The sequence below is a fragment of the Armatimonas sp. genome (genome assembly GCF_043757465.1).
Classification (GTDB): Bacteria; Armatimonadota; Armatimonadia; order Armatimonadales; family Armatimonadaceae; genus Armatimonas.
This window is the reverse complement of the sequence record NZ_JAYVPL010000005.1, coordinates 21,613-35,932: the sequence shown is the minus strand read 5'-3', so window position 1 is coordinate 35,932 and position 14,320 is coordinate 21,613. Positions and strand designations below refer to the sequence as shown.

Here is a 14,320-nt window from a genome sequence, read left to right as displayed (position 1 = left end):
AAGGCGTTCACCTACGATGCGTGGGGCCGCGTCAAGACCGTCTCCCTGGTGAGTGGTTCCGGCGGCGGCGGTGGCGAGTGTCCCCCTCCCGGCCCTCCGGCTCTGGCGGCCCTCCTGGCTCTGGCGGCAGCAACACGCTTCTGGTCAGCTACGAGTACGATGCGCTCGGACGAAAGTTCAGTGCCACCAGCGCGAACGACGTGCGCTACTACGACTGGGCCAACCGCCTGACCTCGATGACCAGCGGCAGTGGAACTTTAACGGCAGATCACGACGCGAACGGGAACATGACGCGTCTTGGCTCGGACACCCTTGGCTGGAACGTGCGTGGTCAGCTCGCGTCGTTGTCTTCGGGTGGTCAAAGCAGCACGTTTGGTTATGATCTGTACAACCGTCGCAGCTTGCTCAAGCTGTGTGGGCGACGGCGCACCCAGGCGCTTTTACGCGGGTTCTTGCTCAAAACGAAGACGGTTGTCGTGCTGGGCAATTCGGGAGAAGTCGGTTCGTGTCTAAAAGATAGCGAGCCACTCTCTACGGCTCCACTGCTGCCCGATCCTGCTCGCGGAGAGCTACCAGCCAGCGCTCCAGATCGTCCCAAGCAGCATCCAGATTTTCCTCAGAGGGCGCTAGAGTAGGGGGCGTCGCTGAGGGGAGGGTTTCCAGTAGCTGACGGTAGCGCTCTGGGTCAAGCAGACGTAACATCTGAGCGTTGCTCGTAATGGTCTGAATGAGTACCTCCGTGAGCACTGTTGGTGGCGGTGGTATTATCTGCAAATTAGTAAGCGTTGCTGGCATCAGGGAAACCTCTGTTCATAATTCTATCGTATTTCAATTAGGTTGTGGTGCGCAGGCCACCATTCCACCAGGTCTGGTAGCTGGCCTGAGTGCGCCGCACCGCGCCGGGCTTGTCCTCCAGAACGAAGCGATTGTGCATGGATGTCCCCACGAGATCTATTCCCGTGACGACAAGTGGGTCGAAGTGGTGGTTGTGCGGAGCGCGGAACGGCGGGGCGAAGAGCACCGCACCTGCCGGGCCGGTCTGGTGGTGGTTATAGACAATCTGGGGGAACCACTGGTCGTATTGAATGCGGAGCATGTTCTGGGTCTCCGCTTGGGCTCCCATGTAGAAATCACGGTTGTTATCGTGCCCGATGTACTTCTGGTAGAGGCGTGGGATATCGAAGCTACGCTTTTTTTCATCGGGGTTGCGCATGTACCAGTCGGAGACCAGCTCCATGCCATCCGGATTTGCGTGCACCAGTAAGATAATGCAGTCGTCCAGAAAGCGCCGCACCTCCGGGTCGTTGGAGCGCGTCAGCTCGTAGGCGGTCTCGATAAGCTGGTGGGAGCCGAGCACTTCTGTGGCATGCAGACCGCCGTCTATCCAGACAATCGCCTTGCCGGTCGCCGCTAGTTTTTTTGCCTCCGCGTCCGTCAGGCCCTCAGCCCGCGCCAGCCGCGCGGAGATATCTTTGTAGAGCGCCAGCTTCCTGTGGTTGGCGGGGGAAGTGACAATGGCCATGAGCTGCGGTCGGCCCTCAGCGGTCTTGCCGATTTCCTGAACGACCAGCCGCTCGGATTCCTTATCTAATTGTTGCCAGTATGCAGCGAGCTTTGTGTAGTTCGTCAGGCGGTAGTCGGCACCGATCTCAAACCCAAAAAAGGCTTTGGGGGACGTTACTTTTTCTTGCCGGATCGTCTGGGCAATAATCGGAACTGGCGGTGTCACGGCACGCGGCGACAGCCCACAGAGCAGTGTTCCTAGCGAGAGGAGGGATAAAAGCGGAGTCATGGAACTACGTTTCGCCTCGACTGTAAGAAAGTCCTGTCTGTGCGCTCTGGCTTTGGGATTGCAAAAATAGATCCTGTTTGCCGATAAGTAAAAGGAGGGGCCGGGGGGGATTGCGCCGAACCGTCCCTGTAAGACTACGGTATGACTGTTAAGTCCTGGACTAAATTTAACTGCTACGACGTGCTGGGTATCGCTCTGGGAGCCTCGGAGAGCGAGATTCGTGCGGCATTCAAGCAAGCCTCGCGGCGTGCGCACCCCGACCGGGGCGGCTCGCACGATGCTCAGGTGCAGGTCAACCTCGCCTACGAAGTGCTCAGCAACGCCGAGTCGCGCACTAAACACGACCGGCACTGGAAGCTGGGGCAGTATGCCGCCGGGCCGATCCTGCCGTTCTTCACCGGGGAAGAGGCGATTCGCAACCTGTGGACAGGGGCGGGGGGCAGCTCCCGCAAGCTCGCGGATGGCAAAGGTTCCTCGGGGCTGGTGCGGCGCGTCAAAGAGCGTATCCACCGGGACCGAGATCGCATCACGCTGGACCGTGAGAACCGAAAGGTTATTTTTATTGCGGAGTTTGCGAAGAAACTCCAGACCGCGCGGCTTGAAGCACTGGTGCTTGTCCTGACTATGGGAATCTCAGGGATCGTGGGCAGCGTCTACACGTTTGGCTATTTTGGGATGTTGGGCTTTGGCGCTCTCCTGGTGCGGCGGCTGGGCGGAGTGCTGGTGCATCCTGAGACCGCGCTGAAGCTGGCGGTGCTGGATCCGCTGGCGCAAAAGCATCTTGAGGAGCACGCGGAGCACTTGGCGCAGGAGTCCGTGGCACGAGACCGGGAGCGGCTGGAGGTACACTTTGCGGCACTGGAGCAGCTCGGTAAGCTCGTCACCACTCCCAGCAAGGCCAGCGATTCGGAGAGCCAAATCCTACGGCGGCTGCTGGGTGTTCTTTTCATTTTGGGGCTGATGCCCACTCGGCATGATAGTGCGGCGCAGCGGGTGGTACTCCAGGGTGAGGGCGAGTGGGCGGCACTGTTCTACCGCCACGCGGGGACGCAGCAGCTCTCCATCGCCACGGTCGAGAAGATAATCGCGGCCCGTGCGGCGGTGAATGCCCAGGCAGCATTTCTCTATAATTTGGGTGGCCTCTCTCAGAAAGCCGCCGAGCGTGCCGAGAGTGCCTACCTCCGCTGGGTCGGCATGCGCGAGCTGAACTCGTGGGCACGGCAAGTCTGGACATCGGAGAACGGGGGGCCGTCGGGCGATATTCTCCAGCGCCTCGCCGAGTTCAAGTCCTTCCTCGATAAGCTCCCGAACTAGCTTGTAACGCTGTCGTAACGCAGCTCTGTTAAATTGTGGGGCATGCAACAAAACTCTAAAAAACTCGCGCTGGGCTATCTGGCGCAGACACAGGCTCTTCTTCCCAAAGTGGGGATTGACGATCACCCCGGTGGCGGCCCCGACCTTGGTAAACTCACCCGCGCGGATGTGGCAGAGCTGTATGCCAAGATCATTGACATTCAGAACACTCTGGGGCAGAGCGCGGTGGCAAAGGCGACTTTTGAGAAGGCAAAGACGCTGATTATGGTTGGAAAAGAGGCACACCAGGGAGTTGTCGCGCTGCTGCTAAAGCGTAGCCCCTCGAAGGCGGAGGCAGTCGCGCTCTTCAAAAAATACGCCACCGACGGCTATCTGATCGTCAAGCTGCCCGCACTACTGGAGAAGAGTGAGCGAGATCCTCTGGTCAAAGATGCGCTACGGCTGACGGATGCGCAAGACCTCTCGCTCTGGCAGCGTGGGGCGCAGTACCTGGACATTGCCCGTGTGGTGGGGCTGGCAGGTGAGAAACTGGTCTTTGAAGCGCTGACCGCAATGGCACCCAAGCTACTGGAGCAAGGCTTCGCCGGGCCGCTGGTGCTCTGCGAGGCGGGCGTACGTGGGATGGAGATTGACAAAGCCGCCGTCGAGAAAGCGCTCCGCGCCGCAGGAGGCGAGGCTCCGGGCTATGTCGCACTGGGGCTTCTCTGGCTGAGCAAGAAAGACGATGCACTGGCGATCCTGGCGAAGCTGACGGACAAGAGCAATGTGGGCCAGTTCCCGCTCGCACTGGTGGATGCACTGGGAGTGGATGCTTTCATCGCTTTGTTGAAGCGCACGAAAAACTCGACCGTCGGCTATAAAAGCGCCGTGGATCCGGACTTCTTGAACCGTGAGTCCGATGTCCGTCTGAAGCTTATGCAGGCTACTAGCGCAATGGAGCCTCAGGCAATCTCGGCCCGCGACTGGCACCGGCTGCTGGAGTTTGCCTACGGCCCGGAGATCGCTGTTGTGCACGCTGGTATCCGCAAAGCCCTGCGCCGCGATCTGCCCGAGCAGGAGAAGTACTGGAAGCAGCGCCCTGCCCCCGGACAAGGAGAGCTAAGCGCCCGTCAGGCCGAGTGGAAAGAGATCGTCGTGGTGGCCGCCCAGGCCGAGCCCGCTCTGGCGCTCAAGTACCTGGCAAAGATCACCGAGCCGCGTCGAAAAGTGGGGGCGCTACTGGCACTGGCGCTGGCCGAGGCGCTCAAGAGTCAGCCGAAGGGAGATCTGGGATGAATACTCTCGCAATCACCCTCTGCGTCGCCGCGCTTTGTGCGCCCGCGCTCGCCCAGGACGCGGCGGCGCTTCGCAAACAGGGCGACGCCGCCTCGAACGAAAAGCGCTGGGCGGATGCCCTCGCCGCCTATGAAAAAGCAAGACCCCGCTTCGAGAAAGACTATAAATTTCTTAATAACCTGGCGACTGCGCACTACTACCTGGCCGTCGAAAAGACCGACGCTCTCCGGCACTACGGCGAAGCGCGGAAACTCTATGAAATCGCGACCGGTCTGAAGCCCGACGACGCGCTTCTCTGGGGCAGTTTGGGCGGCGCTTGTGTAGGAATGGGAGAATTGGTAATTGAGCCTGCGGCCCGAAAAAGTAGCTATGAAAGCGGCATCGCGGCGTACCGAAAGTCTATCTCGCTGGTGGCCAACGATCCCTGGGTTCATCGCTCGCTGGGCCAGGCGCTGGCTTCCCTGAGGCGCTTCCCGGAGGCCGAGGCCAGCCTGCGCGAAGCCCTCCGCCTCAAGCCTGGCATGGACACCTTCCTCAATGACTTGGGCAAGCTGTTCGTCCTGCAGCAGAAGTGGGCCGAAGCCGAAGCCGCCTACCGGGACGCCTTCCGGTCAAATAGAAATGTCGCGATTTTCCCGTACAACGTCGGAGTGTCGCTCGTCAAGCAGGGCAAGCGGGAGGAGGCCAAGCCATTCGTTCAGGAAGCGCGCCGACTGGGAGTGAAAAACACACCTTTCATCGAGCAGCTCGGGCTGACCAACGTCCCGATTCCCACCGCTCCCCTCGCACTCTCCGGCGATGCCGCTCCCGCGCCGAAGAAGCTTGTCTTCAAAACCGGCGGGCAACTGCTGAACGCGCTTTTTGAAATGCAGAAAAACATCGAAGACCCGCAGTTCAAATCATTTTCCACACGGCAGTTGAAAAGCATTCTTTCGAGTGTGGAGGGACTTGAAAGCAAGGAAAGCAATAAAGCCGTTCTGCGAGTATCCGCCGATGGTGTAAAAGAAAATGTGCCGATTTTTCTTATCACGTTTCTGAGGAAGCAGGAATTTTCTCTCGTTTCGCTGATGACTCTGAACACTTTTTCCAAAGTTACCGAGCGACCGGCGGACTCCATCGAGAAACTCTTGCGCGAAGTACGGGCCTTAAAAGTGAATTTCAAGCTGGCGGGTGAAAACAAAGAGACGACGCCGCTCGAATTCGCACTTCAGGACATCGAAGAACAACGGAAAACGCTGCCCGACAAAGAGCGAGGGCAGGTGGAGAAGGCGCTGAAAGACCTGCTTCAGGTGCTTCAAGATGCGACACAGGTTTCCGAGGCCGCCCGAGAGTGGGTGGATCGGCAAATCAAACCTTAAAACGAGGTATAGGAGAAAGTTTATGATGAAACGACGACGATTTATGTTTGTTTTTGGCGTACTGATAACGCTTGCCGGTTGTAGCGGAGGCGGAGGAAAGCCGAGCGTGACGCCGCCGACGCCCTCGCCGCCGGAGCCGGTGGGCGACAGCTACAACCATCGCGTGGGGAGCTACGAAGCGACGGGCGCTCTGGCCGACGGGCGGAGCGTTCGCTGGGAGCTGTCGGCGGGGGACGACGCACTTCTGAGCGCACGCCTTCAAGTGGGGACGGCGTGGGGATCGCAGGCGCGCGACCAGCTTTTCTACAACCTGAAGAACGGGACACTGGCACTGGGAAACTCGTACAACATCCTCCTCGACTCCGGCGAGATTCTCGACTTTCCGTTCGGCGTTCCGGTGCAGAACAACAACGGCAGCAAGCCTTTTACTGCGGGAGACGTGACGGTGACCTATCGGCGCACGGCGTCGAGCGCCGAGGAGCGGGTCGGGCTGCGCATGACCAAAAAAAATAAGGCGCTGGGCACGGAGGATCGCCTGACGCTAACCGACCGGAGCGCCGACTGCAACGCCTCGACTCTGGCCACCGACTTCGCGTTTCTCGAAACGCGCTACGACGTTCCCGTTACGAAGCTGGGCTACTTCTCCGCGCACGGGCAAATCACCCAGGCCAATGTCTCCCGCCGGTTTTATCTTCGCATGGACGATCTCCGCAAGAACCAGATCGAAGGAACTGTCTTTATCGGGCACGGTGCGCGGTTTCCCGTCGTGGTCGGCTCGAATCCCGTGCAGTTCAGCTACTACGAAGACGCTCCCGACGGCACGATCCGCCAGTGGGACGCCGTCTCCGGCTCCGTGATCTTCGACGCCATAGATTTCGGCACCTCGAATCCGAACAAAAAGGAATACGGCGACAACGGCAAGGTCAGCTTCCATACCGAGAACCTGCGCCTCGAAGCCTCGAATTCTTCCAGCGACCCGCGCTTCGTCGGGGCGCAGGGAAGCTTCACCCTGAACTATTCGGGAACGTCCACCGTCGGCTACAAACGCGAGAGCCGCGACTACCCGGCGAACTGAAAGATCAAACAATGCAAGACACAACACTTCGACTCGAAAAATCGCCTCGTGAACCCTACACCGTTCGCTACGGTGAGCGCGTCGAGTTCTCTCCGGGCGGACGCTACGTCGCCACCCTCGGACGCCACGAGCACAAAGTCTGGGAGGTGAAGACCGGCAAGCTCGTCTTCCGCTCCAATATCGCCAGCTATCTGGACGATAGTCCGACCTCCTACAACATGGCCCGCCCTCCGTTCTCGTTCGTCAACGATGTGGTTATCTTCGATGGAGAAACCTCGGTGGGGAACATGTCACGCTCGCCCGTTCTGGTTGACTTAGAGAATAATCTTGGTGAAGAAGCTGCAATGATGACCAGCATCGATATCAGTAATCCCGGTTTCCTCCCGATTGATTCGGAGCATTTTATTCGCTTCGATATATTTAGCATCAGCCTGTACAATCGTAAAGCAAAAAAAGAATTGTGGCGCGTGGATGCGAAAAAAGTGCCAAATGTGCACGGCCAGAACCCGAGAATCGGGTCTGTCGTTTGGGACGAGACGAGTAACCGGGTTTGGTTCTGTTGGTCTGACTTTCCCCAAAAAGGCAAGCAAGCGGAGCGCATCGCTTCCCTCGCGATGGACGGTTTAGACTATCGCCTGGAGTACGAAGAGAAACCAACCCTGCATCGTCTTCAGCTCTTGCCGAGCGGGGATTACCTGGTAAAGGTGCCAATCAAGTTCGATATGGCGACGACGAACAAAATAAATAAAGAACCTTTGATCGTCGTCAATCTGCGGAAAAAGCGACAAATAATTCTTCCCGAGGGCATCGGTTACTACGTTTTCGACGGCTTTCTCCCGGAGAACCGATTCTCGCTGTCGAGGCAACAAGAAGACGGCTTGATCGAGACGATCCAGTGCGACCTCGCGACGGGAAAAATAATCCAGAAAACAACGGTTCAAGGCGTGCCTCGATGGGCCAGTTTTCCCTTCGCCTGGTCGCCGGATCGTCAGACGATGGCCGTCATGAGGCAGGCGCGCGACAAGTCGTTCAACACGGTGAGCCTCTACGACGGGCGCGGCAAGTGGCTGATGGATCTCGACGACACGCAGCAGACTATCGCCTTCGACCAGACGCAAAACGCACTCGCCAGCCGTGCCAAAGCCTTCGAGGCGGCCTCCCAGGAAGCCTGGTCGGATTACCTGCGCCAGGAGCGGGGCAAGCGTGTCGAAGAGGCGCGCAAGCAGAGGCCGAGCGAGGCCGAGCTGCAAAAACAAAAGAAACAGGCGGAGATGGACGACCCGCGCAGCTACGTCACATGCTCGTTCTGTAAAGGCAAAGGCGCGTATCGCTTTGAGAACAACCACAGCGTGGGCGAGTCCTATACCTCGGTCGCGCCCCGGTACGACCTTACTGGTAAGATGGTGGTCGGCCCGCAGTATGGTGTCCACAGCTCGGCGATGGAGGGTTCAAAGGACACCTGGGCGTGTCCCTGCTGCCACGGCGCGGGAAAAGTGAAGCGCCGGTAAAATGCCCGTATGAAAAACGCACTACCGCTCGGCATGATTCCGGCGCGACGGGTGAAAATATAACACTTTAGGAGAGTTAGGAAAATACAATGACGAGATCTATGAGAGTGTTACTGATTCTTGCACCGCTTTTTTTCGCGCTGACAAGTGCTGTCCGTGCGGAAAAATATGCCCTGTTTATCGGGGTGACGGAGATGCAGAACCAGCCGCGCGACAACTGGCTCAGTGGGCCAGTCAACGACCTGCGTGAGATGCGCGCGGTGTTTGCGGAGAAATATGGCTTCAAGCCGGGCAATATTCTGAGCCTGGAAAAGTCGGCGGCATCGCGTGCAGGTATCGAGCGCGCGTTTCGTGAGCATCTGATCCAGAAAGCCGCTCCCGGCGATCTTGTGGTGTTTTACTACTCGGGTCATGGCACGCAGGTGCCGGATCTCAATAAGGATGAACAAGACGGCAAGGACGAAGCGCTGTGTCCGTACGATGCGGGCAGCACCATCGGCTCCTATATCACCGACGACGATCTGGGACGCTGGGTGGGGCAGCTTCGCACAAAGAACGTCTTTGTGATGCTCGACTCCTGCCACAGTGGCACCGGCCTGCGGGGCGGTGATATGCCCCGCTCGCTGGAAGTGAGCGTGAAGGCCCCGGCACCACGGTCAACAGCTCCTCTCCCAAGTACTCCCCGAGGCGCGAGTGACGACCTCAAGCCCGATGGAGAGACCACAGTGCTACTCACGGGCTGCCGCTCGGATCAGACATCAGCGGACTCTACGGTACTGCTCGATACCTCGGACAAAGCGAAAGTGGACGCGTTTTTGGCGCAGCGCAAGGCCAAGGGGAAGTACTGTGGCGATCAGCTGATCAACCCGTACATGGGAGCGCTCACCTTCGCCTTTCTGCGAGCGGCCTACAACAAGCCTGAAAACGCTACCTATACGGACATCCACAAAGAGGTTGCACTGACCCTCCAGAAGATGAAGCTTGATCAAGTGCCGCAGCTAGAGGGAGAAGGGTTGCAGCGGTTAGCACTTGGGGGAGGAACTGTGGCAACAGAGCCAGCCCCCACCGCTCCGACCGCACAGTGGACGACCTGGGCGGCGAAGGTCAAGCGTGTGCAAGGCAAGACCGTGGTGATCGAAGCGCCGGTGGGGGTGGAACTGACGCGCGGGAGTATCTACAACAGTCAGAGCGGTGCCGTCTTGCGACTCAGTCAGCACGATGCCCAGGAAGCGACGTGTGCGCTACTCTCTGGGATGGTGGCCGAAGGCGAGCCGCTCCGTGAGGCCTTTCACTTTCTGGAGACACAAAAGCTGCGCGTCGCCCTCTTGGGAGACGCCACATTGCGAGGATCGCTGACGGGCCGCCTCAGTGCCCTGAAGTTCACCGAGGTCGTGGAGGCTAAAGCGCCCCACGAGGTCGAGCTGGAGCTTCTTGCGGGCAAAGATATCGCTATCAAAGTATTTCGCAACCAGCAGCAGCTTCCCACGATCACGGGAGGCGATCTGGATGCGCTCTTTCCCAAGCTCGGGCGCGTGCTAGAGAACATGGCAACCGTGAACCAGCTGGTGCACCTGGAAAATCCCAAGTCTAAGATTGAGATTGATCTTCAGGTCAATGGCCGCGACTTCGACACGGTCAAGATCGGCGACACGATTGGCTTCACGGCACGCCCGAGCCAGGACTGCTATCTCTATCTGCTGGATGTGGACTCGGTAGGCAAGGTGACGGTGCTCTACCCCAACAAGTACGCCAAAGACAACAAGCTCCGCGCCGGAGAGACGACGCGTCTGCCTGCCCCTAATCTGTTCCGTCTGCGCGTGACCGGCCCGGCGGGCAGCGAGGCGGTAAAGGCGATTGTCACCACGGTGCCTATCAACTTAGAGGTTCTGGAGGGCACCAACGGCGATTTTTCCGCTCTGAGCGGGGCGGGGACGAGTATCGCGGCGGAGCTTCTGGCGCAGCTCAAGCGCGAGCTCAACCGAGGTGCACGCGGCATCGAGGTGCTCCCAGCTCGCTCGGAGCAGCAGCCCATCACGGTCGAGGGCTGGGCAACGGACATGGTGTTTCTGACCATCCGGCCCTAGAAAAACAAAAAACATGAACAAGACTCTGATCTCTCTTGCGCTGGGCCTGAGCCTCGCGCTAAGTACGCAGGCGGGCTCTCCACAGACGGCAAAGCCCAAGCCTAAGCCCACGCCCCCTGCTGTCAAGCCGACTACGCCCGCTCCGCAGGTTCCCGTTGGGCCGCTGAAGATGATGCCCCCCACGGCGCACACGGTCATGGATCGCGCCGAAGTCTCCCCCGATGGACGCTGGGTCGCTACTAGTGGGGGGGGACAAATACGCATCTGGGAGAGCGACACGGGCCGGACGACGCGGGAGCTGCCCTGCTCGGGGCTGCTTCACTGGATGAAGGATAGCCAGCGCCTGCTGGTGGGGGGAATGGGGGTAAAAGCGGTCCGCAGTGATGACGGCACGGTGGACGATGATAAATACGGGAGGCTCCAGCTCTGGGACGTGGTCAGCGGGAAACTCTTGAAGGAGTGGCAGATTCCCTCGGTGATTCTGGATTTCCAGCGCTACGAATCGGAAGTGGTGACTCTGGATGTGACGCAGGACGAGACGCGGGCACTGGTGACCACAAGGGGAGTGGGGCAGGCGTTTGTCTGTGATATCGCCGCAGGCACCATGCCGATCAAGCTCACCGAACCGACCGGAGTGGATGGGGGGCACTTTCTGCCAGGAGACCGTGAGTTCGCTATCTACTATGTTCGAATGGGCTATGAAAAAAAGATACGCCAGACGGATCGCTACGAAACGGCGACAGGAAAGAAGCTAGGCACGCTCCCCGTGAACGCACCGGCGACGGCCTACTCCCCCAGCGGCCATGTCTTCGTCACTGTCCTGAATGCGGAGCTACTCGGCGTCAAGAGAAATACGGAAAAAGTGGATGACGAGAAAGAGGGCGCAGGCGTGGTGGTCGAAGAAGCCACCGGGAAGGTGGTTCGCACCGTTGAGAGTGGCTTTGTTGGCTTCTCTCCCGATGGCAAGAGCCTGGTGCGCGTCGTGGGAACGCGCTTTTCCCTGGTGGATCTTCTCAGTGGGAAGGAGACGCTCTCCAAGTCTGCTCCCGTGCGCGGCATCGTGGTGGAGGGAGTCGGGGACAGCGCGGCGGACGCGGCACCTCAGGCCACCGGCCCTCTCTTCGCCCCAATTGTCAGGGACGATTTAACCACCGTCTCGTTTCGACAAGATGGTAAGCAGCTTGTTTCCGTGACCCGTGATGGCCGGGCGACTCTCTGGAATGCGGCTTCGCTGACTCCCCAAAACTCCCTGCGCGGCTGGACCTACAGTCCCTATAGCTTGTTTGTCGCGCCCGATGGCAAGACGGCGCTGGTGAACACGTCGCAAGGAGCCTACAGGCGAGTTGATGGGTGGCTGGGGAGCCTGCGCGTCCTCGACCCCCGCACCGGGCAGACACGGTTCTGGACGGACTACACTGCTGAACTCCTCGACGCGATCTACACGCCCGATGGAAAGACGATCTACCTGGTGGCGTGGAACCCGCAATACGACCGTGCGGAGGTGCGGCGGCTGGATCTGGAGACGAACACGCTCTCCGAGCCGCTGTTCCTAAAGCCCGGCTTTACTCCACGCGCCTCGCTCGCACTCAGCCCCGACGGAGCATCGCTTTACTGCCTCGGCTACCTGCTCGATGCCAAGTCAGGACGAGAGCGTGCACGCCTTTCGGGTCTAGATGGTGAGACGAGGGCGGCATTTAACGACCAAAACCAGCTTGTCGCTCTCATTAAAACCGACTCGGGGATGAGAGCGTTTGCGACCTACGATGCGCAGAGTGGTGCTCGTCTCTCCCAGACTCCCGCTTTTAGAGACAATCCGTGGAAGGGAAAGTATCTGAGCCAGATGAGCTATCCGCTCCCCGTCTTTATAGATGGTGGGAAAGCAGTGCTGATCCCTATGGAGATCGAGAGTGGCACCGATGCCGTCGATAACCAAGCAACGGTGGTGCGCCGTGAGGTAAGTACGGGACATATCTCGCATGTCTGGGAGCCTGTATTTACACTGGGCCTCAACGACATTATCGTCTCACCCGGCGACGGGCGAGCGCTGGTCTTCGATTCTAGCAAGGCCGAGTGGAGCGTGTGGAACGCGAGCAGTGGGCTGCGCCAGCAAGTGCTCCGCAAATTCGATGGCGTAGAGGTTCGTGGGGGGGGCGGGGTTACACCCGCGCTTCTGCCCGACGGTAAGCACCTGCTGACGCTGCAGAGCGATGACAGTCTTCGTGTACGGGATCTGAGCGGCAAGACGCGCCTGAGCTTTCTGATGCTGGAGGGCGGCGACTGGCTGGCCTACACGCCGGAGGGCGCTTTCGATGGCTCCCAGGGCGCGATTGAGAAAGTCTATTTTTCGAGTGGCTCTAAAACCTACAGCCTGGATCAGTTCGCCGAGCGCTTCTATCGCCCTGGCCTCGTGCAGCTCGTGCTTGATGGCAAAGAGGGCGTCAACCCCCTCTCGCCCGAGGCCGCGCTCGCCCAAGGTGCACCGCCTAGTGTGCAGCTCGTTGCCCCCGCAACCAGTACGACCAGTGCCGCAGAAGTGACGATCACCGTGAAGGCGGTGCAGCAAAATGGGGGTGGGGTTCGTGCGCTTCGCCTGTACCATAACGGACGCTTGGTCGGGGGCACCAGTAGCTTGAGCGGCGCGGCCAGCACCGTGCAGAGTGAGCTGACCCGCACCTTTACGATTGCACTGGAGCCGGGGCAGAACCAGCTTCGTGCCACCGCCTACTCCCGCACGAACCTGGAGAGCAAGCCCGCTGAGCTGCGATTGGTAAGTACAGCAGTTGCCACAACAAAACCCGTCCTGCGTGTGCTGAGCGTCGGCATCAACAAGTACGAAGATCCTGCCATGAACCTGGAGTACGCCCGCCCGGATGCCGAGGCTTTCGGGCAGTTTTTCGAGGGACAGAAAACTCTCTTTTCAGGCGTCAAAGTCACGTCCCTTCTGGACGAAAAGGCCACGGGGAAAAATATCGAAGCGGCGATAAAAGCTCTGGCAACCGAGTCGAAGCCCAGCGATATTGTCGTGATCTATCTGGCGGGACATGGCGAGACCGCCGCCGCAAAACCCGCTGATGATGATGTTGAGAGCGCGGCGCAGAGCTTCTATTTCTTGCCTGCCGAGATGCGTCTTATGCGCGATAAGAACAACGTGCGAAAGTATGGCATTAGCGGCGACCAGCTGGATTCCCTGATCTCGCAGATCGGGGCACGGCGGATCTTGATCGTCTACGATGCCTGTAAATCCGGTGCTGCACTCAATGGGAGCTCGACGGGCGGGGCGCAGGAGCAGCGGCAGCTTGCCCTGCTCGCGCGTGCCCAAGGGCTGTACATCCTCACTGCGTCCACGAGTCAGCAGTACGCCAGCGAGGTCAAAGCCCTGGGCCACGGTATTCTCACCTACGCACTTCTCGAAGGGCTCCGGGGGAAAGCGGCTCCCACGGAGAGTGATGTCAAGGTTCTCTCGCTTCTCAACTACGCCGAACAGCGCGTTCCCGCTCTGGCAAAAGAGCTACGCAACCGTGACCAGCGCCCGGTGCGCTACGGACGTGGCGTTAACTTCCCCCTCGCCAATAAGTAGGTAGACATCGTGACGACTCCCTCCGCTAAAGCAGAGAGCTTCTGAAATTATGTCTAGGACACAATCACAAAAAACACAATGCTTTGACTTCAGGCTTCTTGCAGAACGCTCGACGCATCCGTCCACGTTAACCTGCAAAGGCACTGTCCGTGCCCCAAGTGCAACTCGAAAGTTGCACCCACACTACAAGACGCGAAGATTTTACCTGGCAAACGAGAGGTCACACTCAAATGTAGTTCCTTGCCAGAACCCCCTGGAATCTTCTGTTAACAAGGTGTGACGAAGCCATACTCCAGCAAAAGTGAGAACCCGGAAAGCTAGGAAGCAATACGTTGAA

The 14,320-nt window shown here is 59.1% G+C and carries 8 protein-coding genes and 1 pseudogene; 8 read left to right on the top strand and 1 reads right to left on the bottom strand.

The annotated features are described in order from the left end of the window. Positions 1–635 (top strand): annotated as a pseudogene (locus ACH2ED_RS00780) (hypothetical protein); the annotation flags it as partial. 197 nt (positions 636–832) lie between these two features. Here the strand turns inward: ACH2ED_RS00780 and ACH2ED_RS00775 are convergent. Then, complete coding sequence (locus ACH2ED_RS00775; RefSeq protein WP_395088256.1) at positions 833–1,792, bottom strand: M14 family metallopeptidase; 960 nt, start codon at positions 1,790–1,792, stop codon at positions 833–835. A gap of 141 nt (positions 1,793–1,933) precedes the next feature. Here ACH2ED_RS00775 and ACH2ED_RS00770 point away from each other — a divergent pair, with 141 nt between their 5' ends. The 7 genes from ACH2ED_RS00770 to ACH2ED_RS00740 all read left to right on the top strand — a co-directional run bounded on the left by ACH2ED_RS00770 (position 1,934) and on the right by ACH2ED_RS00740 (position 13,983). Further along, the gene (locus ACH2ED_RS00770) at positions 1,934–3,106 is read left to right on the top strand and encodes a J domain-containing protein (RefSeq protein ID WP_395088254.1); all 1,173 of its coding nucleotides are present in this window, start codon (positions 1,934–1,936) and stop codon (positions 3,104–3,106) included. Positions 3,107–3,148: 42 nt separating this feature from the next. Next, on the top strand, positions 3,149–4,381 hold the full coding sequence (locus tag ACH2ED_RS00765) for a hypothetical protein (RefSeq protein WP_395088253.1): 1,233 nt from the start codon (positions 3,149–3,151) through the stop codon (positions 4,379–4,381). Next, complete coding sequence (locus tag ACH2ED_RS00760; RefSeq protein ID WP_395088251.1) at positions 4,378–5,739, top strand: tetratricopeptide repeat protein; 1,362 nt, start codon at positions 4,378–4,380, stop codon at positions 5,737–5,739. Before ACH2ED_RS00765 ends, ACH2ED_RS00760 begins: the two co-directional genes overlap by 4 nt. Before the next feature lie 22 nt (positions 5,740–5,761). Then, positions 5,762–6,814: a hypothetical protein gene (locus tag ACH2ED_RS00755; protein WP_395088249.1), complete on the top strand. Its 1,053-nt coding sequence runs from the start codon at positions 5,762–5,764 to the stop codon at positions 6,812–6,814. 11 nt (positions 6,815–6,825) lie between these two features. Next, on the top strand, positions 6,826–8,322 hold the full coding sequence (locus ACH2ED_RS00750; RefSeq protein WP_395088247.1) for a hypothetical protein: 1,497 nt from the start codon (positions 6,826–6,828) through the stop codon (positions 8,320–8,322). Between the two features lie 101 nt (positions 8,323–8,423). After that, positions 8,424–10,406 (top strand): caspase family protein, encoded by a 1,983-nt coding sequence (locus tag ACH2ED_RS00745; RefSeq protein WP_395088245.1) that lies wholly within the window; start codon positions 8,424–8,426, stop codon positions 10,404–10,406. A 13-nt stretch (positions 10,407–10,419) separates the two neighbouring features. After that, complete coding sequence (locus tag ACH2ED_RS00740; RefSeq protein ID WP_395088243.1) at positions 10,420–13,983, top strand: caspase family protein; 3,564 nt, start codon at positions 10,420–10,422, stop codon at positions 13,981–13,983. Positions 13,984–14,320 lie beyond the last annotated feature (337 nt).

Excerpts from the sequence above, each read along its gene's own strand:
- ACH2ED_RS00775 (WP_395088256.1), bottom strand. The coding sequence starts at position 1,792 with ATGACTCCGCTTTTATCCCTCCTCTCGCTAGGAACACTGCTCTGTGGG.
- ACH2ED_RS00770 (WP_395088254.1), top strand. The coding sequence starts at position 1,934 with ATGACTGTTAAGTCCTGGACTAAATTTAACTGCTACGACGTGCTGGGT.
- ACH2ED_RS00765 (WP_395088253.1), top strand. The coding sequence starts at position 3,149 with ATGCAACAAAACTCTAAAAAACTCGCGCTGGGCTATCTGGCGCAGACA.
- ACH2ED_RS00760 (WP_395088251.1), top strand. The coding sequence starts at position 4,378 with ATGAATACTCTCGCAATCACCCTCTGCGTCGCCGCGCTTTGTGCGCCC.
- ACH2ED_RS00755 (WP_395088249.1), top strand. The coding sequence starts at position 5,762 with ATGATGAAACGACGACGATTTATGTTTGTTTTTGGCGTACTGATAACG.
- ACH2ED_RS00750 (WP_395088247.1), top strand. The coding sequence starts at position 6,826 with ATGCAAGACACAACACTTCGACTCGAAAAATCGCCTCGTGAACCCTAC.
- ACH2ED_RS00745 (WP_395088245.1), top strand. The coding sequence starts at position 8,424 with ATGAGAGTGTTACTGATTCTTGCACCGCTTTTTTTCGCGCTGACAAGT.
- ACH2ED_RS00740 (WP_395088243.1), top strand. The coding sequence starts at position 10,420 with ATGAACAAGACTCTGATCTCTCTTGCGCTGGGCCTGAGCCTCGCGCTA.